The sequence below is a fragment of the Tersicoccus solisilvae genome, from assembly GCF_014643255.1.
GTDB lineage: Bacteria > Actinomycetota > Actinomycetes > Actinomycetales > Micrococcaceae > Tersicoccus > Tersicoccus solisilvae.
The window spans coordinates 154600-179700 of sequence record NZ_BMJI01000005.1 but is presented as its reverse complement, the minus strand read 5'-3'; the positions used below and the strand labels follow the sequence as shown (position 1 = coordinate 179700).

The 25101-nt window shown below is 73.9% G+C and carries 22 protein-coding genes; 13 read left to right on the top strand and 9 right to left on the bottom strand.

Features of this window, described 5'->3' with window-relative positions; all coding sequences use genetic code 11:
* Positions 1 to 113: 113 nt before the first annotated feature.
* Positions 114 to 518 carry a hypothetical protein gene (locus IEX22_RS06885; protein WP_188667587.1) on the top strand — a complete coding sequence of 135 codons (405 nt, stop codon included), beginning with the start codon at positions 114 to 116 and terminating at the stop codon, positions 516 to 518.
* A 76-nt stretch (positions 519 to 594) separates the two neighbouring features.
* On the opposite strand, the gene IEX22_RS06880 is transcribed toward IEX22_RS06885, so the two are convergent.
* Positions 595 to 2172 carry an aminopeptidase P family protein gene (locus IEX22_RS06880; RefSeq protein ID WP_188667602.1) on the bottom strand — a complete coding sequence of 526 codons (1578 nt, stop codon included), beginning with the start codon at positions 2170 to 2172 and terminating at the stop codon, positions 595 to 597.
* 80 nt (positions 2173 to 2252) lie between these two features.
* Here IEX22_RS06880 and IEX22_RS06875 point away from each other — a divergent pair, with 80 nt between their 5' ends.
* Positions 2253 to 3104 (top strand): PHP domain-containing protein, encoded by an 852-nt coding sequence (locus tag IEX22_RS06875; protein WP_188667586.1) that lies wholly within the window; start codon positions 2253 to 2255, stop codon positions 3102 to 3104.
* An 88-nt stretch (positions 3105 to 3192) separates the two neighbouring features.
* Here the strand turns inward: IEX22_RS06875 and IEX22_RS06870 are convergent, their stop codons facing one another.
* The 7 genes from IEX22_RS06870 to IEX22_RS06840 form a co-directional block, all read right to left on the bottom strand.
* Positions 3193 to 4050 (bottom strand): DNA-methyltransferase, encoded by an 858-nt coding sequence (locus IEX22_RS06870; protein ID WP_188667585.1) that lies wholly within the window; start codon positions 4048 to 4050, stop codon positions 3193 to 3195.
* Position 4051: 1 nt separating this feature from the next.
* Positions 4052 to 5734, bottom strand: a complete 1683-nt coding sequence (locus IEX22_RS06865; protein WP_188667584.1) for a DEAD/DEAH box helicase — start codon at positions 5732 to 5734, stop codon at positions 4052 to 4054.
* A gap of 373 nt (positions 5735 to 6107) precedes the next feature.
* Positions 6108 to 7595 (bottom strand): RNB domain-containing ribonuclease, encoded by a 1488-nt coding sequence (locus tag IEX22_RS06860; protein WP_188667583.1) that lies wholly within the window; start codon positions 7593 to 7595, stop codon positions 6108 to 6110.
* A gap of 44 nt (positions 7596 to 7639) precedes the next feature.
* Entirely contained in the window at positions 7640 to 7867 is a 228-nt protein-coding gene (locus IEX22_RS06855) for a DUF3107 domain-containing protein (protein ID WP_188667582.1), read from the bottom strand.
* A 93-nt stretch (positions 7868 to 7960) separates the two neighbouring features.
* The gene (locus tag IEX22_RS06850; protein ID WP_188667581.1) at positions 7961 to 8614 is read right to left on the bottom strand and encodes a TetR/AcrR family transcriptional regulator; all 654 of its coding nucleotides are present in this window, start codon (positions 8612 to 8614) and stop codon (positions 7961 to 7963) included.
* A gap of 137 nt (positions 8615 to 8751) precedes the next feature.
* Positions 8752 to 10188, bottom strand: coding sequence for a glutamyl-tRNA reductase (locus IEX22_RS06845; RefSeq protein WP_188667580.1), 1437 nt, complete (start codon positions 10186 to 10188; stop codon positions 8752 to 8754).
* A 226-nt stretch (positions 10189 to 10414) separates the two neighbouring features.
* Positions 10415 to 12268: an HNH endonuclease signature motif containing protein gene (locus IEX22_RS06840; RefSeq protein ID WP_188667579.1), complete on the bottom strand. Its 1854-nt coding sequence runs from the start codon at positions 12266 to 12268 to the stop codon at positions 10415 to 10417.
* Between the two features lie 126 nt (positions 12269 to 12394).
* On the opposite strand from IEX22_RS06840, the gene hemE reads away from it, so the two are divergent.
* The 11 genes from hemE to IEX22_RS06785 all read left to right on the top strand — a co-directional run bounded on the left by hemE (position 12395) and on the right by IEX22_RS06785 (position 24366).
* Complete coding sequence (hemE, locus tag IEX22_RS06835) at positions 12395 to 13474, top strand: uroporphyrinogen decarboxylase (RefSeq protein WP_188667578.1); 1080 nt, start codon at positions 12395 to 12397, stop codon at positions 13472 to 13474.
* The gene (hemG, locus tag IEX22_RS06830; protein WP_188667577.1) at positions 13471 to 14946 is read left to right on the top strand and encodes a protoporphyrinogen oxidase; all 1476 of its coding nucleotides are present in this window, start codon (positions 13471 to 13473) and stop codon (positions 14944 to 14946) included. Before hemE ends, hemG begins: the two co-directional genes overlap by 4 nt.
* Before the next feature lie 55 nt (positions 14947 to 15001).
* On the top strand, positions 15002 to 15700 hold the full coding sequence (gene hemQ, locus IEX22_RS06825) for a hydrogen peroxide-dependent heme synthase (protein WP_188667576.1): 699 nt from the start codon (positions 15002 to 15004) through the stop codon (positions 15698 to 15700).
* A complete protein-coding gene (locus tag IEX22_RS06820) occupies positions 15697 to 16923 on the top strand; it encodes a ferrochelatase (RefSeq protein WP_188667575.1) in 1227 nt (408 codons plus the stop codon). Before hemQ ends, IEX22_RS06820 begins: the two co-directional genes overlap by 4 nt.
* Positions 16916 to 17998: a hydroxymethylbilane synthase gene (gene hemC / locus IEX22_RS06815; RefSeq protein ID WP_188667574.1), complete on the top strand. Its 1083-nt coding sequence runs from the start codon at positions 16916 to 16918 to the stop codon at positions 17996 to 17998. The genes IEX22_RS06820 and hemC overlap by 8 nt, the downstream gene beginning before the upstream one ends.
* Positions 17995 to 18933, top strand: coding sequence for a uroporphyrinogen-III synthase (locus tag IEX22_RS06810; protein ID WP_188667573.1), 939 nt, complete (start codon positions 17995 to 17997; stop codon positions 18931 to 18933). Before hemC ends, IEX22_RS06810 begins: the two co-directional genes overlap by 4 nt.
* On the top strand, positions 18930 to 19907 hold the full coding sequence (hemB, locus tag IEX22_RS06805) for a porphobilinogen synthase (RefSeq protein WP_188667572.1): 978 nt from the start codon (positions 18930 to 18932) through the stop codon (positions 19905 to 19907). Before IEX22_RS06810 ends, hemB begins: the two co-directional genes overlap by 4 nt.
* 6 nt (positions 19908 to 19913) lie before the next feature.
* On the top strand, positions 19914 to 21239 hold the full coding sequence (hemL, locus tag IEX22_RS06800; protein WP_188667571.1) for a glutamate-1-semialdehyde 2,1-aminomutase: 1326 nt from the start codon (positions 19914 to 19916) through the stop codon (positions 21237 to 21239).
* Positions 21240 to 21807: 568 nt separating this feature from the next.
* The gene (locus IEX22_RS06795) at positions 21808 to 22731 is read left to right on the top strand and encodes an ABC transporter substrate-binding protein (protein ID WP_188667601.1); all 924 of its coding nucleotides are present in this window, start codon (positions 21808 to 21810) and stop codon (positions 22729 to 22731) included.
* 91 nt (positions 22732 to 22822) lie between these two features.
* On the top strand, positions 22823 to 23608 hold the full coding sequence (locus IEX22_RS06790; RefSeq protein WP_188667570.1) for an amino acid ABC transporter permease: 786 nt from the start codon (positions 22823 to 22825) through the stop codon (positions 23606 to 23608).
* Entirely contained in the window at positions 23605 to 24366 is a 762-nt protein-coding gene (locus IEX22_RS06785; RefSeq protein WP_188667569.1) for an amino acid ABC transporter ATP-binding protein, read from the top strand. Before IEX22_RS06790 ends, IEX22_RS06785 begins: the two co-directional genes overlap by 4 nt.
* Positions 24367 to 24394: 28 nt before the next feature.
* Here the strand turns inward: IEX22_RS06785 and IEX22_RS06780 are convergent, their stop codons facing one another.
* Positions 24395 to 25087: an exonuclease domain-containing protein gene (locus IEX22_RS06780; RefSeq protein ID WP_188667568.1), complete on the bottom strand. Its 693-nt coding sequence runs from the start codon at positions 25085 to 25087 to the stop codon at positions 24395 to 24397.
* Positions 25088 to 25101: the final 14 nt, after the last annotated feature.

Below are 25101 nucleotides of genomic sequence, written 5' to 3'. Positions count from 1 at the left end.
CGGGCGGCTGGGCACCACCGGCGTCGGCCTGCTGAACGGCTTGGCCGCCTACGGGCTGTGGGGCCTGCTGCCGCTCTACTTGGCCCTGCTCGGCGCAGCCGGGCGATGACCGGTTGACCCCGCGCGGCCAGTTCCCGGACCTGCCGGACGGCCGGCCGCAGTTCGGCGTCCGCGTCGACCCGGGCCCGGACCCGGCGGCATACCAGAACCAGGGTCAGGGCCCGGCGCGCAGCACCGGCGCCTCGGCCGCGGGCGCGTCCGCCGTCGGTGGGCGTCGTGATCAGGACAACCGTATGGAGGACCGAGTGACGAACCACGCCGACACCCCCGCCGACGACCGCACCGATGACGACGGCCGGCTCGCCGAGAAGCCGTCGGTCCGTCCGGGTGCCGCGGCTGACGAGGCGCGCCCCGCCGAGACGTCCGTCCGGCCCGTCGACCCGCAGTCCGGAGCGGTCGCCGAGGGCGACGTCGAGGAACCGCCGGTGAACCGCGATCCCGCGAGCCGCGACCGCTGAGCTCTCCCCAGCAGCACAGCACCGTGCCCCGGCCGTCGTCGACGGACCGGGGCACGGTCGTTTCCGGGGTGGGCGCTCAGGCCCGGTCGAGGATGTCCTTCATCCAGGCCTCGACGTCGTCCGCGGTGCGCGGCAGCGCGGCGGAGAGGTTCTCGTTGCCGTCGGCCGTGATCAGCACGTCGTCCTCGATCCGGACACCGATGCCGCGGTACTCCTCGGGCACGGCCAGGTCCTCGGCCTTGAAGTAGAGGCCGGGCTCGATGGTGAACACCATGCCCTCGGTGATGATCCCGTCCAGGTAGAGCTCCCGCTTGGCCTGCGCGCAGTCGTGCACGTCCAGGCCGAGGTGGTGGCTGGTGCCGTGCGGCATCCAGCGGCGGTGGTGCTGGCCCTCGGCGCTGAGCGCCACCTCGACGCCGACGGGCAGCAGGCCCCACGCGTCGAGCTTCGCGGCGAGCACCTCCATGGCGGCGGCGTGCACGTCCCGGAACCGGGTGCCGGGGCGGGCGACGGCGAACGCGGCGTCCGCGGCCTCGCGCACCGCCTCGTACACGCGCCGCTGCACCGCGGTGTAGGTGCCGTTGGCCGGCAGGGTCCGGGTGACGTCGGCGGTGTAGAGCGACTCGTCCTCGACGCCCGCGTCCAGCAGCAGCAGGTCGCCGTCGCGGACGGTGCCGTTGTTCCGGATCCAGTGCAGGATGGTCGCGTTGTTGCCGCCGGCGGCGATGGTCTCGTAGCCCAGGTCGTTGCCGTCCTGGCGGGCGCGGGCGAAGAAGGCGCCCTCGACGACCCGCTCGCCGCGGCGGTGGGCGACGGCCCGGGGCAGGGCGGCGACGACGTCCTCGAAGCCGCGCACCGTGGCGGCGACGGCGTCGCGCAGCCGCGCGACCTCGTGCTCGTCCTTGACCAGGCGCAGCTCCGAGAGCGCCTCGGTGAGGGCGCCGTCGAGTTCGTCCGCGTCGGGCAGGTCCACGCCGGTGTTGATGCGCGCGGTGTCCACGAGGGCGTCGACGTCGAGGTCGACCTCGCGGACCAGCCGCACGCCGGTGCCGCCGATCGCGGTGACGCCGACGCCCTTGGTGATCGCGACCTCGAGCTCGGACAGGTCCGCGGTGCGCAGGTCCAGCCGCGCGTTCAGGTCGGCCAGCGTGGGGCGAGGACCGATCCAGAACTCGCCGTAGCGGGCGTTGGCGTAGAAGTCCTCGGAGTCGCGCCCGGCCAGCGGACGGAAGTACAGGGTGGCCTCGTGGTTGCCGCCGTCGTCACCGGCACCCGTCTCGACCGGCTCCAGCACCAGCACGGCGTCGGGCTCGTGGTCGACGCCCAGGCCGGTCAGGTGGGCGAACGCGGAGTGGGGGCGGTACCGGTAGTCGGTGTCGTTCGAGCGGACCTTCAGCGGGCCGGCCGGCAGGACCACCCGCTCGCCGGGGAACCGGTCGGAGATGCGCCGACGACGCTGCGCCGCGAACGGGGCGACGGCCTCACGCTCCGGGACGGTGGTGTCGGCGGGGGCCCACTGGCCGGCCATGAACTCCTTGAACGCGGCCGACTCGGGCCGCTGGGACCGGTTGTTCACCCGGTCCTCGAGGGGTTGGGTCTCGGCGGTGGGGGCGTCGGCGGACACGGACGGGTCGGGCTGCTGCTGGGATTCCATCACCGGTCCATTCTCTCACCGCGATGCGGGCCGGCGCTGGCTCCCGGGGAGGCGGACCCGGTCGGTGGCAGGATGGGTCGATGACCATCGACCTGCACACCCACTCGTCGCACTCGGACGGGACGGGGTCGCCCGCGATGGTCGCGGCGCAGGCCGCCGACGCCGGGTTGACGGCGTTCGCCCTCACCGACCACGACACGACGGCGGGTTGGCGGGCCGCCGGGGACGCCGCCGTCGCCCGCGGGGTGGCCTTCGTGCCGGGCATGGAGATCACCTGCCAGGCGCCCGGCCGGATCAGCGTGCACCTGCTCAGCTATCTGCACGACCCCACCGACCCGGACCTGCTGGCCACCGTCGAGGCGAGTCGCGCCTCCCGGCTCACCCGGGCCGAGCGGATGGTCGACCTGTTGGCCGAGGACTACCCGATCGACTGGCCGACGGTGCAGCGGTTCGTCGCGCCGGGCTCGACCGTGGGCCGGCCCCACATCGCCGACGCCCTGGTCGACGCCGGCATCGTGCAGACCCGCTCCGAGGCCTTCGACCGGATGCTGCACCCGCGCGCCGGGTACTACGTCGGGCACCACGCGCCGGATCCCGCCCACGTGGTGGAGCTGGTCCGCCGGGCCGGTGGGGTGCCGGTGTTCGCGCACCCGCTGGCCAGTGAACGGGGCAGGGTGGTGGCCGAGGACGTGTTCGACGCCATGGTCGACGCCGGGCTGGCGGGGCTGGAGGTCGACCACCGGGACAACCCGCCGTCGAGCCGGCGGTGGCTGCGGGAGTACGCGGACCGGCACGGCCTGCTCGTCACCGGCTCCAGCGACTACCACGGGGACGGGAAGCCGAACCGGCTGGGCGAGCACACGACCGACCCCGCCGTGCTGGCCGCGATCGAGGAGCAGGCGGCGTCGGGCGTCTCCATCCGGCGCCCCTGACATCACCGCCCCTCCCGCCAGGTCGCCAATAGATGCTCACCGGAGGCCCTCGGAAGCGCTTCCGTGAACACCTAGTGACGAGCTGGCGTCAGGGGGCGGTGAGGTAGGTGGCGGTGTCGGCGAACCGGCGGCGCATCGTCTCGATCGCCTGCGGGTTGTCGTCGACGCACACGAAGCGGCGGTCCAGGGTCCGGGCGGCCGCCCCGAGGGTGCCGGAGCCGGCGAAGAAGTCCAGCACCCAGTCCCCGGGGGCCGAGGACGCCGCGACCATCCGACGCAGCAGCCCGATCGGCTTCTGCGTCGGATAACCGGTCTTCTCCTTGCCGGTGGGGGAGACGATGGTGTGCCACCACACGTCGGTGGGCAGCTTCCCGCGCGCCACCTTCTCCGGTGTCACCAGGCCCGGGGCCATGTAGGGCTCCCGGTCCACCTCGGCGGAGTCGAACCAGTAGCGCGCCGGGTCCTTGACGTACACGAGGATCGTGTCGTGCTTGGCCGGCCACCGCCGGGTGCTGCGACCCCCGAAGTCGTACGCCCAGATGATCTCGTTGAGGAAGCACTCCCGGCCGAAGAGGGCGTCGAGCAGCACCTTGGCGTAGTGCACCTCGCGGTAGTCCAGGTGGAGGTAGAAGGTGCCGTCGTCCGTCAGCAGCCGCCAGGCCTGCAACAGCCGCGGCTCCAGGAACTCCCAGTAGTCCGCGAACGCGTCGGCGTAGCTGGTCAGATCGCCCTTGAGCGTGGCGTAGGAGCCGCCCCGGAAACCACGACGGTCACCCGACCCGTCGAGGGAGCGGGTGACCGTCACGGTCTGGCGGGCACGCGACCGGCCCGTGTTGAACGGCGGGTCGATGTAGATCATCCGGAACGAACCGCCCGGCAGGGTCGGCAGATACGCGGCGTTGTCCGCGTGCACCACCAGGTCCCCGGCCGGGGGCCAAGCGGTCACCTCAGTCGGCGGAGGGCGTCGGCGCGCCCGGCACGACCTCACCGTTGCGGCGACGCGTGCGGCTGCGCCGCCGCGGGGACCGGGTCCGCTCGCCGGACGGCTGCTCGCCGCCCTCGGCGGTGCGCTCGGCCGTGCGCTCGGCCCGTTCGGGCGACCGCGAGCCGCGCTCGCCGTCACGCCCGGAGGCGCCGCCGGAGCGGCTGCGACCGCCGGAGCGTCCGCGACCGCCGTCACGCCCGGAGGCACCGCCGGAGCGGCCGCGGCCACCGGAGCGGTCCGCGCGATCGGAGGAGCCGTTCCGCTTGCCGGTCTCGCCCAGGTCCTCGACCTCCTCGGCGTCCAGGCCCGCGTGAGTGCGCTTGCTGCGCGGCAGGCGGCCCTTCGTGCCCGCCGGGATGTTCAGGTCCGCGTACAGGTGCTCGGAGGAGGAGTAGGTCTCGACCGGCTCGGGCACGTCCAGGCCGAGCGCTCGGTTGATCAGACCCCAGCGCGGCATGTCCTCCCAGTCGACGAAGGTGACCGCGGTGCCCTTGTTGCCGGCGCGGCCGGTCCGGCCCACGCGGTGCAGGTACGTCTTCTCGTCCTCGGGGCACTGGAAGTTGATCACGTGGGTGACGTCGGTGACGTCGATGCCGCGGGCGGCGACGTCGGTGGCGACCAGCACGTCGACCTTGTCGTTGCGGAACGCGCGCAGCGCCTGCTCGCGGGCGCCCTGGCCGAGGTCGCCGTGAATCGCGCCGGCCGCGAAGCCGCGGTGCTCCAGCTCGTCGGCCAGCTTCGCGGCGGAGCGCTTGGTCTTGGTGAAGATGATGGTCCGGCCACGGCCCTCGGCCTGCAGGATGCGGGCGACGACCTCGTCCTTGTCCAGGGAGTGCGCCCGGTAGATGACCTGGCGGATGTCGGCCTTGGTGACGCCCTCGTCCGGGTCCGCGGCGCGGATGTGCGTCGGGCGGCTCATGTAGCGACGGGCCATGGCGACGACCGGGCCGGGCATCGTCGCGGAGAACAGCAGGGTCTGCCGCACCTCCGGCAGCTCCGCCATCAGGCGTTCGACGTCGGGCAGGAAGCCGAGGTCCAGCATCTCGTCGGCCTCGTCGAGGACGGCGATCTTGACGTTCTTGAGCACGAGGTGCCGCTGGCGCAGCAGGTCGATCAGCCGACCCGGCGTGCCGACGACGACCTCGACGCCCTTCTGCAGCGCGTCGATCTGCGGCTCGTAGGCACGGCCGCCGTAGATCACGGTGACGCGGGCGTCGCGCTTCTTCGCCGCGGTGGTCAGGTCCCCGGCCACCTGGACGGCCAGCTCGCGGGTCGGGACGACGACGAGGGCCTGCGGGGCGCCCGGGGCGGGCAGGTCGGCGTAGCCGGGATCCTCGGGGCCGACGACCCGCTGCAGCACGGGGATGCCGAAGCCGAGGGTCTTGCCGGTGCCGGTCTTGGCCTGGCCGATGATGTCGTGGCCGCCGAGGGCCACGGGCAGGGTCATCGCCTGGATGGGGAAGGGGTGGATGATCCCGTGATCGGCGAGGGACTCGACGATGTCGGGGCGGACGTCGAAGTCCGCGAAGGTCTCGGGGCGCGCGGCGCGCGCCTCCTCGGTGCTGACGACGGTCTCCTCGGGGGCGAGGGACTCGGTTCCGGTGTCGTCCGTCAGGACGACGTCATGCGCGTGGGTCTCGGTCACTTCGGTGGCGTTCCTTGATCTGTCCGCGGACGGCGCGCCGGACCCGGGCCGAATCGGCCCAGCGGCATGCGTCCGCACTCGTGGTGGAAGCCGATCGCGGGGGAGTCGCCGGCGAACCAGGTTCGCCGGCTGCCCTCACGGCCGTCGGCGGCGGGTGCCGCCGTGCGGGCCGTGGTTCCGGGCGGTCTGTCTGCGGTACCGCGCAGCGCCGGACGATGACCTTCGGTCACCGGGTCGACGGCGGCAGCGGCACCGGTCGGTATGAGTGCTGACGACCGGGCATCCGTGAATACCCGGCCATTCTACCGCCTCGGGCCCGTTCCGGGGTGCGACGCACGTCACGGGGGAGGTGTCGGGGCGGGGACGGCTCGGGTCAGGCGAGTTCGAAGGCCACGGTGCGGCGCCGGATGTCGGCGGAGGTGAGGCGGGTGCGGACGGTCGAGCCGGTGGTCATGACGCCGCTGCAGCGGGCGCTGACCACCGGGTCCAGCACCTGGATGGTGCCGGAGGGGGGCTTCCCGTTGCCGGTGCCATTGCCGCCTGCGTTGCCGTTCGCGGACCCGTTGCCGGTGCCGTCCTCGGTGCCGACGAGGACGACCGCGTCGAACTCCTGGCCGACGTGGGCGGCGAGCACGGCGGCCTCCACGGCGTCGAGCGCGGACCGGTCGAGTTCACCGGCGCGGCGGTCGGAGTCACGCATCAGCTCCGGCAGCTCCGGCAGGGCGCGGCGGATCTCGTCGGGGACGGTCCGGCCCTCGACGAGGGCGAGGCAGGTGGGCAGGACGAACCGGTCGACCAGCCGGCGCAGCGGGGCGGTGGTGTGGGCGTACGGCGCGGCCACGGCGGACTGCTCGGGGTCCGCGGGCGGGGTGCCGTCGAAGGCGGTGTACCCCGCGCCGCGGAACAGCGACGTGGCCGCGTGCAGCAGGGCGAGGTCGGCGGCCCGATCCGGGCGGAGGCTGCGCAGGAACTCCCCGTAGCTGGTCTGGGCCGGCCACGGGTGGCCGAGGGCCCGGGCCTGCTCGCGGTAGCGCTCGATCGATCCCGGGTCCGGTGCGGGCATCGTCCGCAGCACGCCGAGTCCGCCGTCGAGCATGATCCGGGCGGCGCTCATGCCGGTGAGCAGGGAGATCTGGGCGTTGGCGTCCTCGATCGGGCGCACCGGCCGGTTCTGCAGGGCGTAGCCGCCGTCCGACCGGACGATCTGCTGCTCGGGCAGGTTGAGGCTGGCGCCGCCGCGCAGCCGCTCCTGCTCGACCCGCAGCGCCCCGACCTCCCGAAGCAACGCGAGCACGTCGTCGGCGGTGCCGTCGTCCAGGCTCCGCTGGACGGTCTCGTAGTCGAGGCGGGCGCGGCTGCGGACGGTGGCGCGGCTCAGGTCGGTGCGGGTGACCGCGCCCTCGGCGTCGAGCCGGTGGGTGAAGAGGTAGGCGCCGCGGGTGGCGCCGGGCAGCAGGGAGGCCGCGTCCTCGCTGATGGCCGCGGGGTGCAGCGGGATGCGGCCGTCGGGGGCGTAGAAGGTCTGGCCGCGGCGGCGGGTGGCCTCGTCGAGGGCGCCGCCCAGGGGCACGAAGGCCGGCAGGTCGGCGATCGCGTAACGGACGAGGTAACCCGTGCCGGCGCGCTCGATGTGCAGCGCCTGGTCCAGGTCGAGACTGCCGGGCGGGTCGATCGTGACGAAGGGGATGGCGGTCGCGTCGAGGTCGGGCAGCCGGTACTCGCGGATGACCGTGGCGGCCTCCGCGAGTACCTCGGGTGGGAAGTCGGCGGGCACGCCGATGCCGTCACGCAGCGCCGCGAGGGACTCGGCCAGCTCCTGCTGGGCGTCCTCGGGGCGGATCCAGGGGATCGTGTGCGCCACGGCCGGCGCCTACGTCAGGGCCGCGACGACGGCGGCGGGGCGGGTCACAGGAGAGCGCCGAAGCCGACCCGGCGCTGCTCCTCGGTGCCGACCTCGACGTACGCGAGCACCCCGCTCGGGACGATGATCTGCCGGCCCTTGGTGTCCGTGAGGGTCAGGACCGTGTTCTTCGCCAGGCTCTCCGAGACGGCCGCCGCCACCGCCTCCGCGGTCTGGTCGGACTCGAAGACGATCTCCCGGCCCACATTCTGAATGCCGATCTTGATCTCCACGCCGGGTTCTCCTCACGTTCGCCAGTGGTGGTGCCCCTGCGTCCGGCCGCGAACGGGTGCGCGACGGGCTCGGACGGGCACATCGGGATCAGTCTAGGGGTGCGCTCCGTCACCGGCCGGGTCGTCCGCTCTGCGCTGAAACCCGCCGATGCCACGCCAGGCGAGGTGGGAGATGAGATCGACCGCGGTGGCCTGGTCGATGCCGCCGGTCTGGATCCAGTAGCGGGCGCTGACCTGCGCCAGTCCGGTGAGGGTGCGGCCGAGCATGACGGCCTGGGAGAGCGGCAGGTCGGTGTCCTCGACGATCACGCGGCCGACGGCCTCGGCATAGGCGCGATGGAACTCCTCCAGGCGCGCGGCGACGGCGGGATCGTTGAGCAGATCGGACTCGAACACCAGCCGGTGCGCCTGGTCGTCGCGGGCGACGAAGTCGTAGTAGGCGGCGATGCTGTTGCGCACGCGCTCCCCGTTGGTCTCCGCCGTCGTGAGCGCCTTCTTGAGCTGGCCGGTGAGGCGGGCGAGGTGTTCGTCGAGCAGGGCGAGGTAGAGCTCGTGCTTGCCGGGGAAGTGCTGGTAGAGCACCGGCTTGCTGACGTGCGCGGTGACGGCGATCTCGTCCATCGCGGCGGCGTGGTACCCATGGGTGACGAAGACGTGGTGGGCGGCGGTCAGCAACTGCCGCCGGCGCTCCTCACGCGGCAGCCGGGCACTGCGCCCGGAGGATGCGGGGGTGTCCGACGATGCCATGGTGTCCACGCTCCTCACCCGGCCCGACGACCGATCGCCCGGGTGTCGAGGTCCGACGACGCGCGGGTCCGGTCAGCTTACCGCCGGGTAGGGTTCGGGGACACGTCCGGGGATCGCGCGGGTTCCGGATAGCCAGTTCAGGGCCGGAACGGGCAGCTGGCTCCGTCGTCGAATGCGGCAGCGTCGGGAACCGGGTGGCGGTCCCGCCGCGCCGGCAGGGCCCCGTCGGTGCCGGTGGCCTGCTGCGGGAGCACGGCCGGCAGCTCGATCGGCCGTACCGCCGGCACCTCCTGCGTACCCGTGTCCGCCCGCTGGGCGGTGCGGGCGGTCGTGACCGGCTCGATGCCGTAGACGGCCCGCAGGCCCTCGATGTAGGTGTCCTGCTCGCCGCGGGCGGCCATCTCCTTGGCGCGCACCGTCGGCACGTGCAGCAGGGACTTGACCATCCGGCGCATCGCGAACTCGACCTCCTCGGCCGCGGCGGTACAGCCGTGCTGGGCACGCACGCGCTCGAGCTCGGTCTCGAGGACGGCCATGGTGTGCTGCCGCAGGGCGACGATCGCCCCGTCGACGTCGCGCGCGGCCTGCTTGGCGTGGAAGTCCTCGGCGGCGCGGGAGACGATGTCCATCGCCTGCAGCACGGGCAGCGTGGCCTCGCTGGGTGCGGCCATGCGCACCGACTCGAGGGTGATGAGCTCGACGCCCGGCAGGTCGGCGACCTCGGGTTCGAAGTCGCGGGAAAGGGCGAGGTCGACGACGGTCACCTGGTGGCCGTCCGGGAGGGCCGCCCCGAGCTGCTCGGCGGTGACCTGGCGGCGGGACCCGCTGCAGCCGACGATGACATCGGCGTCGGCGATGGCGTCCCGCAGGTGCTTCGGGTCGACGGCGGTGCCGCCGCGCTTGGCGACGAAGGCGGCGGCGCGGCCCGAGCCGGAGTAGACCCGGATGTCCGTGCAGCCGCGCTCGCGCAGCGAGGCCAGGGTGGCGCCGGCGTAGGCGCCCGTGCCGATGACCAGGGCGGTGCCCCCGGCGAGGGGGGCGGCGGCGATGTCGGCGGCCAGGTCCAGGGCCACGGAGACGATGGAGCGGCCCCGGGCGCCGAGCGTCGTGGAGGCCCCGACATCCTTGCCGGTGCGGGCGGCGGTCTCGAAGAGGCGGATCAGGGGACCGGTGGCGTGACGATGGGTCTGCGCGGAGCCGAGGGCCCGGCGAGCCTGACCGGCGATCTCCCGCTCGCCGATGACGGCGGAATCGAGGCCGGCGACGACCGCGAACAGGTGCTCGGCGACGGTGCGACCGGTCAGCATCCGGAAGGCGGCACGCGCCGTGTCCGCGCCCACCGGGGCGTCCGCGGCGACGGTGGCGATGACGGCGTTGCGGACCGCGTCCAGGTCGGCATCCTGGTCGACGTCGAGGTAGAGCTCGAACCGGTTGCAGGTGGCGAGGGAGACGACGCCGTGGATGTCGGTGTCGTCGATGAGGCGTGCGGGCAGCGACGCATGACCATCGCTCAGTCGGGCGATGGTCTCGAGATCCTGATCCGCGTGCGACGCGACCAATGAGAGAAGAGGCACAACCCCTCCATGGTAGCGGCTCGTCCCGGCCGGGCCGGGACGAGGTGATGGACGAGACACCGGTGGGTATGTCCGGGGGGAAGGGGGCGTTCGGCGGTGCTGGGTGGCGGAGTGGGGCGGTGCCGGAGCAGTCAGGGAGGCGGTGCCGTCCGCGGCGCGGTTGGGGCGGCTGTGGGGCCGGGCGCGGGCGGGCTCTCGGCGATGCCGACCCAAGTCCCTGGGCGCCTCAGAACGGGGGCGGTTCCGGTGCGGTGACCAGACGGCGACCGGCCGGGGACGTCCAGACCAGGCGGTCGGTTGCCACCGCCGTGGCCGCCGTGGCCGCCGTGGCGGCCGTGCGTCCAGCCGTCGAAGCCGAGGCGGGATCGCCCTCGTCCGTCGCCGGCGCGGCCTCGGCGGCGACGGACCAGGCGGAGTGGTGCTTGAGAACGTGGTGCTTGCGGCACAGGTGCGCCAGGTTCTCCGGATCGCTCAGGCCGCCGTCCGCCCACGCGAGGATGTGATCAACGTCGGAGGCCATGGCCGATCGACGGCAGCCCGGGAAGCGGCACGTTCCGTCCCGCACCGCCAGAGCCCGACGCAACCGCTCCGGGACCCGGTACACCTGCCCGTCCGTGAGGACGACCGGAATGACTCGCGCCTCCGGCCCCGGTGGTGAGCCTGACAGCCGGGAGGGGACAGGGTCTGTCGGCGTGGCCGGTGCCGCGTCGCCTGCTGCCGCGGAAGCCGCTCGTGTCGGACGACCGGGCGTGGCACGGGAACCGGCGGTGACCGGTGACGTCGAGCGGTGCGCTTCGCCGGGCAGCGCCGAAGAGGACGGCGCCGAACCGTCCAGGTGATCGGGCCGCCCGCGGGGGATCGGCCGGGCCGGTGGACCCGGCGGGGTCTGCGCTTCCGTGGTGACCGCCAGCTGGAAGCTCGTGGCCGCGGCGGCGAGTCGCCGGGCGTCGTCGGCGCCGATCGGTCCGAAGGAGTCGAGGATCCCCGGCTCGTCGCCGCCGAGCAGCGTGGCGGCCGGGATGGTGAGCAGGAGGCGCGGGGCCGGCGTGACGGTGGAGCCGGTCGCGCCGGGGCTCGACTCGACGAGTCCGGCCCCGGCCAACAGATCGGCCAGGACGTCGGCGCGCAGCTGGGCCAGCGTTCGAGGTACCGAGGGGGTCCGCGAGCCACGATCGCCGTCATCAGACGGTGGTTCAGCCGACTGCAGGCTGCGCGCGAGCGCGGTCAGCCGCGCATCGATACCCACGGCGACGGCGGCCGGCAGCAACGCGGTCACCTGCGCCATGCCGTCCCGGTCCGGCGCGATCCGCACGTACCGCTCTGCCAGTGCGGCCTCGTGCCGTTCTCGGAAGGACCTCGGGTGGCACTGCTCGTGCAGCCGCCGGGCCCGTGCTTTCAGCGACTCCGGCCGACTCCCCGCCGCCGCGTGACTCAGCAGGACCGTCTCGGTCGTCTCGATCGCGCCGACGAGCGCGTCCCTCTCCGACGGATCCGTGGTGGCCGCCCGCAGATCGGCGAACTCCTGCACGGCATCGGCGACGATGCCGGCGGCCGTGCCGGTGATGAGGCCGTCGCGGAGCGCGGAGTCCGTGGCCCGCAGGTGGTCCGCGAGCAGGTCGGCCCGATTCACCAACCCGGAGGCGGCCTTCTCCCCGACCTGCAGAGCACCGGCGATCTCCGCCACCGCGCTCCGCTCCCCGACGGCGAGGCGCTCGGCGCGGGAGAGCCCGGGGCTTCCGTCGGCCAGCGGATGGGCGTCGACCCAGCGTTCGTGGTCCGCCGCGGACAGCGCCAGGGTGGCGCGAGCCACCCGGTGCTTCGTCCAGGCCAACCACGACTCGAGCCGTCGCACGTCCTCGAGTGCGGCGACGGCTGCCTCGACGGTGCGGAGGTCGTCGGGCTCCCTCAGACGCCCGACGGCCGCGGCCGCGCAGAGCGGCGGCAGCACCGACGAGTCGGCGGACGACGCGCTCGACCGACGGTTCTGTCGCCGACGGTTCTGTGCCCGACTGCGGCTCCGGACGACACCCATCGGGAAGGGCAGCAGCACGCCCTGCGCAGGTTTCCGTGGTGCTTCCATGACCCCACTACACCAGTCCCCACCGACAGAACCCGTTGACGCGGAAGACCTGTGGATAACCGGCGGCTTGAACGAGAGCACACCCCGGTTCGCTCCCGGTCCGGCCCGGCAGGCAGAATCGGCATCATGAGCACCGAAGCCGTTCCCGCCCTGCCCCCCGAGCATCCGCTGACGGACGGCCGGACCGCCGACAGCCCCCTGCTGCGGGCGCTGCGCGGGGAACGGACCGGGTCCCGCGCCGTCTGGTTCATGCGTCAGGCGGGACGGTCGCTGCCCGAGTACCGGGCCGCCCGGGAGGGTGTCGGGATGCTCGAATCCTGCCTGCGGCCCGACCTGGCCGCCGAGATCACCCTGCAGCCGGTGCGCCGGCATCACGTGGACGCCGCCATCTTCTTCTCCGACATCGTCGTCCCCCTGCGCCTGGCCGGGGTCGACGTCGACATCGTCGCCGGCCGGGGTCCGGTGCTCGACACCCCGGTGCGCACCGCCGCCGACGTCGCCGCCCTGCCGTCCGTCGACGACGTCGACTTCACCGCGATCCGGGACGCCGTCCGTCTCACCGTCGCCGAGCTCGGCACCACCCCGCTCATCGGCTTCGCCGGCGCCCCGTTCACCCTCGCGGCCTACATGGTCGAGGGCGGCCCCTCCCGCGACCACCTCGGCCCCCGCACGCTCATGCACGCCGATCCGGAGACCTGGCGGGCCCTGACCTCCTGGGCCGCCGACCTCTCCGGGGCCTTCCTGCGCGCCCAGCTCGAGGCCGGCGCCTCCGCCTGCCAGCTCTTCGACTCCTGGGCCGGCTCGCTCTCCGCCGCGGACTACGAGGCCCAGGCCGCCCCCGCCTCCGCCCGTGCCTTCGCCCATGTCGCCGACCTCCCGGTGCCGCGCCTCCACTTCGGCACCGGCACCAGCGAGCTGCTGCCGGCCATGCACGCCGCCGGCGCCACCGCGGTCGGCGTCGACTACCGTCTGCCGCTGGACGAGGCCTCCCGCCGGCTCGGCGGTGACGTGCCCCTGCAGGGCAACATCGACCCCGCGCTGCTCGCCGCCCCCTGGGAGGTGTTGGAAGAGCACGTGCGGGACGTGCTGCGTCGCGGCGACGTGGCCCCCGGCCACGTCGTCAACCTCGGCCACGGCGTTCCGCCGCACACCGACCCGGACGTGCTCACCCGGATCGTCGAGCTGGTCCACGAGGTACCCCAGTGACGGCGGCGCAGGGGAACGCGGACACGAGCGGCGAGCGCGCCGACGTCGTCGTCGTCGGGGCCGGCATCGCCGGGCTGATCGCCGCCGACCGGGCCGCCGCCGCGGGACTGGACGTGCTCGTACTCGACGCCGCCGGCGTCCCCGGCGGCTGCGTGGCCCGACACGAGGTCGCCGGTCTCGCCCTCGACGCCGGCGCCGAGTCCTTCGCCACCCGCAGCACCGCCGTCGCCGACCTGGCCCGCGACCTCGGGCTGGGAGACGACATCATCGCCCCGGATCCGGCCGGCGCCTGGATCGCCCACCGCGACGGCACCTGGCCCCTGCCGCGGGCCGGCCTGCTCGGCATCCCGACCGACCTGGACGACCCGTCCCTGCAGGCGGCCCTCGCTCCCGAGGCCCTGGCCCGTGCCCGGCGCGACGCCGCCGACCCGGTGCGCGCCGAACTCCGCCCGGGCGCGCCGACCCCGCCGAGCCTGGGCACCGTGGTCCGCATCCGGATGGGGGAGCAGGTCCTCGACCGGCTCGTCCGTCCCGTCGTCTCCGGCGTCCACGCGGCGGACCCTGACCAGCTCGACGCTCAGACCGTCGCCCCCGGGCTGCTCGCCGCCCTCGAGGAGACCGGCTCCCTGACCGCCGGCGTCGCCCGGCTGCGCGGCGCCGCGAAGGCCGGCTCGTCCGTCGGCTCCCTGCGCGGCGGCATGCACCGGCTCGTCGACGCGCTCGTGGCCCGCGTCGAGTCCCACGGCGGCCGGATTCGCCTCGGCACCCCGGTCACCGACCTGCAGCGTGCCGGCGACGCGTGGCGAGTCAGCACGACGGCGGCGGGTGAGGGGTACGAGGTCCACGCCGACCGCGTCGTCCTGGCCGCCGGTGCCGGCACCGCGGTCCCGCTGCTGGCCCGTCTCTTCCCGTCCCTGGCCGATCTGCCCGCCCCCGTCGGCGCCCCCGTCACCCTGGCCACCCTCGTGGTGAGGAACCGCGAGCTGAACGACCACCCGCGCGGCACCGGCGTCCTCGTCGGCGAGGACGCGCCCGGCATCGCGGCGAAGGCCCTCACCCACGCCACCGCCAAGTGGGACTGGCTCGAGGCCGCCGCCGGCCCGGGCGTGCACGTGCTCCGCCTCTCCTACGGCCGCCCCGGGGAGAACGCCGCCCGCTACGCCGACGACGCACGGGTGCTGGAGACGGCGCGGCGCGACGCCGCGACGCTGCTCGGCGTCGAGCTCGACGGTTCCGACAGCGAGCTGCTCGGTGCCGACGTCGTTCGCTGGCCCGGCGCCCTGCCCGCGGCAGGACCCGGCCACGCCGGCCGCGTCGCCCGCATCCGCACCGCCGCCCGCGCGGCCGGACAGGAGCCCGGGGCCGGGCCCGGAACCTTCGCGGTGATCGGCGGCTGGCTGGCCGGAAACGGCCTCGCGGCGGTCGTGGCCGACAGCCGCACCCAGGCGAGCCAACTCTTCGACAACTTGTAGAAGATCACGTCCGTCCGGTTAGCGTCAGCCGATCGATCGGGGCAGACTGGGGAGCATGACCACTGCCCCCGACCTGCAGACCCCTGCGCCCGGCCTGTCCACGGGCGACCCCTACACGCTCTGGGCCGTCTTCGCCCGCACGTCGTCGCCGTCGCCGGCCGCCCCCGCGGGTGAGCTGGCCGACCTGACCGGCATGCTCGCCGAGCAGGGAGTGACCGTCCGCGGCTTCTACGACGTCTCGGGGATGCGCGCCGACGCCGACGTGATGGTCTGGCTGCACGCCCGGCAGCCCGACGCCCTGCAGGAGGCCCTGCGGACTCTGCGCCGCACCGAGACCCTCGCCGCGACCCGGCTGGTGTTCTCCTCGATGGGCGTGCACCGGGAGGCCGAGTTCGCCAAGGAGCACTCGCCGTCCTACTACCGCGGCGTGCCGGCGGGGGAGTGGATGTGCGTCTACCCCTTCGTGCGTTCCTACGACTGGTACCTGCTCGACGCCGCCGAACGCGGCGCGATGCTCCGCGACCACGGGCTGGCCGGCCGGGAGTACCCGCAGGTCATCGCCAACACCGTGCAGTGCTTCGCGATGAACGACTGGGAGTGGCTGCTCGGGCTCGAGGCGCCGGAGCTGACCGACCTCGTCGACCTGATGCGGCACCTGCGCAACACCGACGCCCGGCTGCACGTGCGCGAGGAAGTCCCCTTCTACACCGGCCGCCGGATCGACCCCGCCGACGTCGCGGGGGTGCTCCGATGACCACGCCCGCGCTCGACGCCGAGCACGCCCCCGTGCAGCCGCCCGCCGCCTACGACGCCGTCGTGCTCGCCTCCTTCGGCGGACCCGAGGGGCAGGACGACGTCATCCCGTTCCTGCGCAACGTCACCCGCGGCCGCGGCATCCCCGACGAGCGGCTCGAGGAGGTCTCCCACCACTACCGGCACTTCGGCGGCGTCAGCCCGATCAACGCCCTGAACCGGGACCTGCACGCCGCGCTGTCGGCCGAGCTCGCCGCGCGCGGCGTGGACGCGCCCCTGCTGTGGGGCAACCGGAACTGGGCGCCGTTCATCGGTGACGTGCTCGAGCAGGCCTACGCCGACGGCCACCGGCGCGTCCTCGCCGTCAGCACCAGCGCCTACTCCAGCTACTCGTCCTGCCGCCAGTACCGCGAGGACTACGGCAAGGCCCTGCTCGAGCGGAACCTGGTCGGCAAGCTGCGCGTCGACAAGGTGCGCCAGTACTTCGACCACCCGGGCTTCATCGGGCCCTTCGTCGAGGGCGTCACCGACGGTCTCGCCCGGGTCCGCGCCCAGCTGGCCGAGACCGGCCGCGAGGGCCGCATCCACGTCCTGTTCTGCACGCACTCGATCCCCGACGCCGACGCCGCCGCCTCGGGGCCGCGGGACCGCGAGTTCGAGCAGGGCTCCGCGTACGTGGCCCAGCACCTCGCCAACGCCCGCGTGATCATGGACCGCGCTCTGTCCGCGGACGAGCAGGACGTCGACTGGTCGCTGGTCTACCAGTCCCGGTCCGGCCCGCCGTCCGTGCCGTGGCTCGAGCCCGACGTCAACGACGCGCTCGCCGAGCTGCCGGACCGGGGCGTCGCCGGCGTCCTGCTGGTGCCGCTCGGCTTCGTCAGTGACCACATGGAGGTCGTCTGGGACCTGGACACCGAGGCGCTCGAGACCTGCGCCGAGCTGGGGCTGGCCGCGGTGCGCACGCCCACCCCGGGCACCCACGCGTCCTTCATCACCGGCCTGGCCGACCTGATCGCCGAGCGTCTCGAGGGCGGCCCCCGACCGGCCGAGACCGAGCTCGGCCCCTGGTACGACGTGTGCCGCCCCGGCTGCTGCGCGAACCAGCGGCGCGCGGTGCCGACCGTCGCCGGCTCCGACGCGTGCGACCTGTCCGTCAACCCGGACGGGCCGCCCGCCGACGCCGCTCCCGCGGCCGCCGCCGGGGGAGCCCCCTCCCGTGGGTGAACCCCTCGTCGCCACGGGTGCCCGGCTCCGGCTGGGCACCCGCGGCAGTGACCTCGCGGTCACCCAGTCCGGCATGATCGCGGACGCGCTGTCCGAGCTCGGCGGGTTCGACGTCGACCTGGTCCGGGTCCGCACCGAGGGCGACGTCAACCGCGCCCCGCTGGCCCAGATCGGCGGCACCGGCGTCTTCGTCACCGCGCTGCGGGACGCGCTGCTGCGGTCCGACTGCGACGTCGCGGTGCACTCCCTCAAGGATCTGCCCTCCGCCCCCGCGGACGGGCTCACCATCGCCGCCGTGCCGACCCGCGCCGAGGTGCGGGACGTGCTCTGCGCCCGGGACGGCCTCACGCTGGACACCCTGCCCACGGGGGCCCGCGTCGGCACCGGTTCTCCGCGCAGGGCCGCCCAGCTGCGCGCCGCCCGGCCGGACCTGACCGTCGTCGACCTGCGCGGCAACGTGCCCACTCGCCTGGGCAAGGTCACCGGCGGCGAGCTGGACGCCGTCGTGCTCGCCGGTGCGGGGCTGTCCCGGCTCGGACTGCTCGACGCGGTCACCGACTACCTCGACCCGTCGGTCATGCTGCCCGCGCCCGGGCAGGGGGCGCTTGCCGTCGAGGTGCGCACCGCGGACCTGGTGCCCGGCGGCGAGCTGGCCGCCGCGATGGCCGCGCTCGACGACGGCGCCGCCCGTGCCGCCGTCACCGCCGAACGCGCCCTGCTCTCCCGGCTCGAGGCGGGGTGCTCGGCCCCGGTCGGCGCGCTCGCCCGACACGCGGACGGCGCCCTGCACCTGGACGCCGTGGTCGGCGCGCCCGACGGCACCCGGCTGCTCCGCCGGTCGGCCAGCACGAGGACGTCCGGCCCGGTCACCGACGAGACCGGTGCGCCGACCGCCGAGGCCGTGACCGCGGCCCGGGACCTGGGGATCCGGCTCGCCGAGACCCTGCTCGACGCCGGCGCGGCCGACCTGATGCCCACCGGACCCGCCGCGAAGGGCGAGACGACGGCCGCCGGGACGACAGGGGTCAGCGCCGCGGCCACCGGCAGCGAGCTGATGGACTCCGACCGGGCGTGAATCCCGCCGCGTCGTCGCCCGCTCCGGACCGGCCGCTCGTCGGCCGGACCGTCGCCCTCACCCGCGCCGCCGACCGCGCCGGCGCCCTCGGCACCGCCCTGCGCGACGCCGGCGCCACGGTGCTGGCCGTCCCCGTCATCGACTTCGCGTGGCCGGTGGACCTCGGCCCGCTCGACGCCGCGCTGGCAGAGCTGCGCACCGGCCGCTACGGCTGGCTCGCGGTCACCAGCGCCACCACGGTCACCGCGCTGACCCGTCGCGCGGACGCGCTCGGCACCGGACTGCCGGCACTGCTGGCCGGTCCTTCCCCGAGCCGGGACTCCCGCACTCGCGTGCGCGTCGCCGCCGTCGCCGCCGCCACCGCGGCCGCCCTGGAACGGGCCGGCGTCGCCGTCGACCTGGTCCCGCACCCCGCCTCCGGCGCCGACCTGCTCGTCGCGGCCTGGCCCGAGACGGGGCCCGGTGCCGGGAACCGCACGGTGCTGCTGCCCCACTCGGACCTGGCCGCGGGCACCCTCGAGACCGGGCTGGCCGCCCGCGGCTGGACGGTGCACCCCGTGACCGCCTACCGCACGGTCGACCACCCGGCCGCGCCGGAGCAGGCGCTGGAGCCCGAGGCCGACGTCGCAGGGCTCACCGTCGTCGCCGCGCAGGCGGCCCGGCCCGACGCCGCCGTCGTCACCTCCCCGTCCACGGTGCGCCGCTGGCTCGCCGTCGGACACCCGTGCCCGCTGGTGGCCATCGGCCCGACCAGCGCCGCCGCCGCGACCGACGCCGGTCACCCGGCCGCCGCCACCGCCGCGAGCCCGGACCCGGCCGATGTCCTCGCCGCCGTCGCCGCCGCGGTCCGGGGACACGCCGCCGGTTCGCCCACCGCGAGATCGGCCCACCCGTCGCCGTCGCCGTCCACCCCCGAGAGAAGATGGGATCCATGAGCTTCCCGCAGCACCGTCCCCGCCGCCTGCGCGCCACCCCCGCTCTGCGCCGCCTCACCGCCGAGGTGCGCGTCCATCCCGCGGACCTGGTGTTGCCGATGTTCGTCCGCGAGGGGCTCACCGAGCCGCAGCCGATCAGCGCGATGCCCGGCGTCATGCACCACAGCATCGACAGCCTCAAGGCCGCCGTCCACGAGGCCGCCGACGCCGGCGTGGGCGGGATCATGCTGTTCGGCGTGCCGACCACCCAGGACGCCGTCGGCAGCGGCGCCGTCAGCCCCGACGGCATCCTCAACGCGGCGCTCGCCGAGCTGACCGCGGAGTTCGGCGACGACGTCGTGCTGATGAGCGACCTGTGCCTGGACGAGTTCACCGACCACGGGCACTGCGGCGTCCTGGACGAGCACGGCGGCGTCGACAACGACGCGACCCTGCAGATCTACGGGCGGATGGGCGTCGCCCAGGCGCGGGCCGGCGCCCGCGTCGTCGCCCCGTCCGGGATGATGGACGGCCAGGTCGGTGTCATCCGGGCCGCCCTGGACGAGGCCGGCTTCACCGACACGGCGATCCTCGCCTACTCCGCCAAGTACGCCAGCGCCTTCTACGGGCCGTTCCGGGAGGCCGTGCAGTCCTCGTTGCAGGGCGATCGGCGGACCTACCAGATGGACGCCGCCAACCGCCGCGAGGCGGTCCTCGAGACCCGGCTGGACCTGGACGAGGGCGCCGACCTGGTGATGGTCAAGCCCGCCATGAGCTACCTCGACATCCTCCGCGACGTGGCGGAGATGAGCACCGTGCCCGTCGCGGCCTACCAGATCTCGGGGGAGTACTCGATGATCGAGGCCGCCGCCGCGAACGGCTGGATCAACCGCGAGGCCGCCATCGACGAATCCGTGCTCGGCATCAAGCGTGCCGGCGCCGACCTGATCCTGACCTACTGGGCGACCGAGGTCGCCCGCCGACTGAAGGGCTGAACTTCGATGACCACCTCCGCCGACCTGTTCGCCACCGCCCAAGGGCTGATGCCCGGCGGCGTCAACTCGCCGGTGCGGGCCTTCGGCTCCGTGGGCGGGGTCCCCCCGTTCATGGTCTCGGGCGAGGGTCCCCGGCTGCGCGACGCCGACGGCAACACGTACGTCGACCTGGTCTGCTCCTGGGGGCCGCTCCTGCTCGGTCACGCCCACCCCGGCGTGCTGGAGGCCGTGCACGCCGCCGTCGACCGCGGCCTCTCCTTCGGGGCGTCCACCCCCGCCGAGGCGCAGCTGGCCGAGCTCGTCCAGCAGCGGGTGCCCGCCGTCGAGCGGATCCGGATGGTCTCCACCGGCACCGAGGCGACGATGACGGCGATCCGGCTGGCCCGCGGCTTCACCGGCCGCGACCTGGTGGTCAAGTTCGCCGGCTGCTACCACGGCCACGAGGACGCCCTGCTCGTCGCCGCCGGCTCCGGGCTCGCCACCCTGAGCCTGCCCGGCTCGGCCGGGGTGCCCGCTGGCACCGTCGCCGACACGGTCGTGCTGCCGTACAACGATCTGTCCGCCGTCGAGGAGCTCTTCGCCGAACGCGGGGAGCGGATCGCCGCGATCATCACCGAGGCCGCGCCGGCGAACATGGGTGTCGTCGAGCCCGGCGAGGGCTTCAACGCGGGCCTGCGCCGCATCACGGCCGAGCACGGCGCGCTGCTGATCCTGGACGAGGTGCTCACCGGCTTCCGCGTCCACCCGGCGGGGTACTGGGGGCTGAGCGCGCTCGACGAGGCCGGCACCGCCGCGTGGACGCCCGACCTCTTCACGTTCGGCAAGGTGATCGGTGGCGGCCTGCCCACCGCGGCGCTCGGCGGGCGCGCCGACGTGATGGAGTTCCTCGCCCCGCTCGGGCCCGTCTACCAGGCCGGCACCCTGTCCGGGAACCCGGTGGCGATGGCCGCCGGCGTCGCCACCCTGCAGTACGCCGACGGGGTCGTGTACGACACGATCGACGGGCTGTCCCGGCAGCTGCAGGCCGAACTGCGCTCGGCCCTGGATGCCGCCGGCGTCGACCACACCATCCAGCACGCCGGCAACCTGTTCAGCGTCGCCTTCGGCACCTCGCGCACCGGCGTGCACGACTACGCGCAGGCCCAAGCGCAGGAGGCGTTCCGGTATCCGCCGTTCTTCCACGCCATGCTCGACGCCGGCGTGTACCTGCCGCCGTCGGTGTACGAGGCGTGGTTCCTCTCGGCCGCGCACGACGACGCGGCGATGGAGACGGTGATCGCGGCGCTGCCCGCGGCCGCCGAGGCCGCCGCGGCGGCCACGCCGGCCGGCTGAGGGGCCGGACGGGGCGACGGCCCTTCGAGGCTCGGCATCGGGATCAGGACGGCTGCGCCGCACGTCTCGGCCCCCCGGAGGAGACCGGCAGCAGGGTGGGCACCACCCGGAGTCCAGGACGGCCGACCGGCACGGCCTGCCGGTCGGCCGACACGTGGCTCGCCCGGCGCCTGGCGTCGGAGGAGTGACCTGGGGCGGGCCCGGCGTCCGCCGCGCATGTCACATCCGACGGCGTGGCCGTGCTCTTCCCCACGCCCCGTCGAACCGCACCCCGGACGCGATGAGCCGCTCCGACCCGCGACGATGTCGCACTTCAGGGTCGAGCGGCGTGACGAATGCCACGGCGCCTCGTGACATCGCGTGACTCTGATCGTCGTCACGGCCCGCCCCCGGCCTCTACGCTGGTGGGATGCCGTCAGCCCGGGTGGACCCCGGGGCGGCAGCACCGGTCGCTCGTCGACCCCGGACCGTCCCGCCGGGACGTGCCGTCCGCACCCGTTGCGCATCCATCACCGTCGGCGAGGTGTGAACCCGCCCCGCCGCCCGCATCGAGGAGACCATCGTGGCCCTGCCCCGTCGTCTGAAGTCCATCTCCACGGCGCTGACCGCCGTCGTCCTGGCGGTCAGCCTGAGCGCGTGCGCCGGTGGCGCCTCCCAGAGCACCACCACCGGTGCCAACGCCCTGGCCGGCAGCGACCAGAAGAACACCGACAAGTACACGACGGCCACCGTCACGCCGATCTCCGAGATCGACAAGTCCAAGCTGAATCTGATCACGGACGGCACGCTGCGGGTCGGGACGCTCTCGGACGCGCCGCCGAACATCTTCATCAAGGACGGCGTCTTCACCGGCTACGACAACGAGCTGCTCAAGGCGATCGCCGCCAAGCTGGGCCTGAAGGTCGAGTTCGCCTCCACCGACTTCTCCGCTCTGCTGTCCCAGGTCGCCACCAAGCAGTTCGACGTCGGGTCCTCCTCGATCTCCACCACGGACAAGCGGCGTGAGAACGTCGGCTTCACCAACGGCTACGACTTCGGCTACATGGCGGTCGTCGTGAAGAAGGACGCGAAGGTCCAGAAGTTCGCCGATCTGAAGTCCGATGTCCGCATCGGCGTCGTCCAGGGCACGGTCCAGGACGACTACGTGACCAACACGCTCGGCATCGAGCCGGTCCGGTTCAGCGACTACAACACCGTGTACGCCAACGTGCGCAACGGCCAGATCGACGCCTGGGTGGCGCCCTCCCAGCAGGCCACCGGCCAGGTGAAGCCGGCCGACGGCACCGTGATCGGCGAGACCGTCGTCAACACCGAGAACTTCACCGCCTATGCGGTGAACAAGGACAACAAGGCGCTGATCGACGCGCTGAACTCGGGGCTCGACGCGGTCGTCGCGGACGGCACCTGGTCCAAGCTGACCAAGCAGTGGTACCCGGACCGGAAGACCCCGAGCACCTGGAAGCCCGGCAGCAAGGCCGTCACCGTCAAGTAAGCAGCCCACGCACTCCCTCACGGCGCGGTCGCACGGACAGTGCGGCCGCGCCGTGTGCGAGTATTCGAGCCACATCGACAGGGGGAGACCCATGGACGCCTGGTCACAGCTCATCGAGACCTTCTTCAACTGGCAGGCGATGGCGCAGGTCATCCCCGACCTGCTCACCGTCGGGCTGCCGAACACGCTGATCCTCGCGTTGACCTCGGGCGTCATCGGCTCGCTGCTCGGCATGGTTCTCGCGGTGATGGGCATCTCCCGGCACGCCGTGCCGCGGTGGATCGCCCGCATCTACACCGACATCTTCCGGGGGCTGCCGGCCGCCGTCATCATCCTGCTGATCGGCATCGGGCTGGGCCCGATCGTGCGGCAGCTGACCGGCAGCACCAATCCCTACCCCCTCGGCATCTTCGCCCTGTCCCTGATGGCCGCGGCCTACATCGGGGAGATCTTCCGCTCCGGCATCCAGAGCGTCGACAAGGGTCAGATGGAGGCCGCCCGGGCGCTCGGCTTCTCCTACGGCTCGACGATGCGGCTCGTGATCATCCCGCAGGGCATCCGGCGCGTGTTACCGGCCCTGGTGAACCAGTTCATCGCGCTGATCAAGGACTCGTCCCTGATCTTCTTCCTCGGCCTGCTCGCCAGCCAGCGGGAGATCTTCCGGGTGGGCAACGACGCCGCGGCCAACTCGGGCAACCTGTCCCCGCTCGTCGCCGCCGGCATCCTCTACCTGATCCTCACCATCCCCCTGACCCACCTCGTCAACCTGATCGACCGTCGGCTTCGGGAGGGGCGGCGTGAGGCCGCCGCCCCGACCGGCACCGCCGACCCCGCCGGAACCAGCCCGTCCGGTGTGACCCCAGGAGGCCAGCCGTGAGCCACACCCCGAACACCGCCGACACCGCCGTCCGCGCGGGACACCTCCGGGCCAGCGGCATCCACCTGTCCTTCGGGTCCAATCACGTGCTGCGGGGCGTCGACCTCGACGCTCCCGCCGGCACCACCACGGCCGTGATCGGCCCGTCCGGGTCCGGCAAGTCCACCCTGCTGCGCGTGCTCAACCGCCTGATCGAGCCGGACGCCGGCGAACTCAGCCTGGACGGCGAATCTGTGCTCGGCACCAATCCCGACGCCTACCGGCAGCGGATCGGGATGGTGTTCCAGCAGTTCAACCTGTTCCCGCACATGACCGTCGGCGACAACGTCGCTCTCGCCCTGCGCAAGCTGCGCGGCATGGACAAGGACCGCGCCCGGCAGGCCGCACGCGAGCAGCTGGACCGGGTCGGGCTGGCCCACCGTGTGGGTGCCCGCCCGTCCGCCCTCTCCGGCGGTCAGCAGCAGCGCGTGGCGATCGCCCGGGCGCTGGCCATGGAGCCCGAGCTGATGCTGTTCGACGAGGCCACCTCGGCCCTGGACCCCGAGCTCGTCAAGGGCATCCTCGCGCTGATGAGCGACCTGGCGGCCTCGGGCATGACGATGGTCGTCGTCACCCACGAGATGGGCTTCGCCCGCTCCGTCGCGGACGCCGTCACCTTCATGGACGCCGGCACCGTCGTTGAGACCGGGGCGCCGCAGCAGCTCTTCGGTGACCCGCGGACCGACCGGCTGCGTCAGTTCCTCTCCGACGTGCTCTGACGTTTCACCTCCCTCCTCGGAACACTGCTCAGCAGGGCCACGGAGGCGGACCGGGCAGGTCCGCCTCCGCCCAGCCCTCCCGGCGCAGGTGGGCGGCCCGCCGCTCGGCCCGCTGCCGCAGCCACACGATCTGCAGCTCGTGCAACCACCGCGCCGGCATCTGCAGCTCCGGCCACCGCACGGCCAGGGCGTCCGCGAGGACCAGGGTGGCCGCCGCGTCCGCCGCGGACGTGTGTGCCCGCGTCAGCGTCACCCTGAACTCCTCGCACAGGGCCACCAGCGTGCGCGGGCGCCCGTTCCGGTGCCGTTCCAGCTCCCGGTGGATCTGGAACGGGTCCAGGACGGGGAACGGACGTGGGGGATCCGGCAGCGACCAGCGCCGGCACTCCTGCGCCAGCACGGTGAAGTCGTAGGCGGCGTTGAACGCCAGCACCGGGACCCGCGCGTCGAACAGCTCCCGCAGGGACGCGCTCAGCTCGGCGATCACCGCGGCCGCCGGCCTGCCCTCGGCCCGCGCCCGCGCCGTCGTGATCCCGTGGATCGCCGTGGCCGCCTCAGGGATCTCGACCCCGGGGTCGGCCAGCCACTCGTGCCGTCCGATGAACCGGCCCGTCGAGTCCGCCACCACGACGGACGCCGAGACGATCCGGGCCGTGGCGGGGTCACGGCCGGTGGTCTCGAGGTCGAACGCCGCGCGGGGGAGGCGGTGCCAGCTGCGCATGCCCCTCACGGTAC

Bases quoted from the DNA above. Each gene is read 5' to 3' on its own strand.
- IEX22_RS06875 (WP_188667586.1), top strand. From the start codon at position 2,253: ATGACCATCGACCTGCACACCCACTCGTCGCACTCGGACGGGACGGGG.
- hemL (WP_188667571.1), top strand. From the start codon at position 19,914: ATGACCACCTCCGCCGACCTGTTCGCCACCGCCCAAGGGCTGATGCCC.
- IEX22_RS06780 (WP_188667568.1), bottom strand. From the start codon at position 25,087: ATGCGCAGCTGGCACCGCCTCCCCCGCGCGGCGTTCGACCTCGAGACC.
- IEX22_RS06850 (WP_188667581.1), bottom strand. From the start codon at position 8,614: ATGGCATCGTCGGACACCCCCGCATCCTCCGGGCGCAGTGCCCGGCTG.
- IEX22_RS06880 (WP_188667602.1), bottom strand. From the start codon at position 2,172: ATGGAATCCCAGCAGCAGCCCGACCCGTCCGTGTCCGCCGACGCCCCC.
- hemE (WP_188667578.1), top strand. From the start codon at position 12,395: ATGAGCACCGAAGCCGTTCCCGCCCTGCCCCCCGAGCATCCGCTGACG.
- IEX22_RS06790 (WP_188667570.1), top strand. From the start codon at position 22,823: ATGGACGCCTGGTCACAGCTCATCGAGACCTTCTTCAACTGGCAGGCG.
- IEX22_RS06820 (WP_188667575.1), top strand. From the start codon at position 15,697: ATGACCACGCCCGCGCTCGACGCCGAGCACGCCCCCGTGCAGCCGCCC.
- hemQ (WP_188667576.1), top strand. From the start codon at position 15,002: ATGACCACTGCCCCCGACCTGCAGACCCCTGCGCCCGGCCTGTCCACG.
- IEX22_RS06840 (WP_188667579.1), bottom strand. From the start codon at position 12,268: ATGGAAGCACCACGGAAACCTGCGCAGGGCGTGCTGCTGCCCTTCCCG.
- hemB (WP_188667572.1), top strand. From the start codon at position 18,930: ATGAGCTTCCCGCAGCACCGTCCCCGCCGCCTGCGCGCCACCCCCGCT.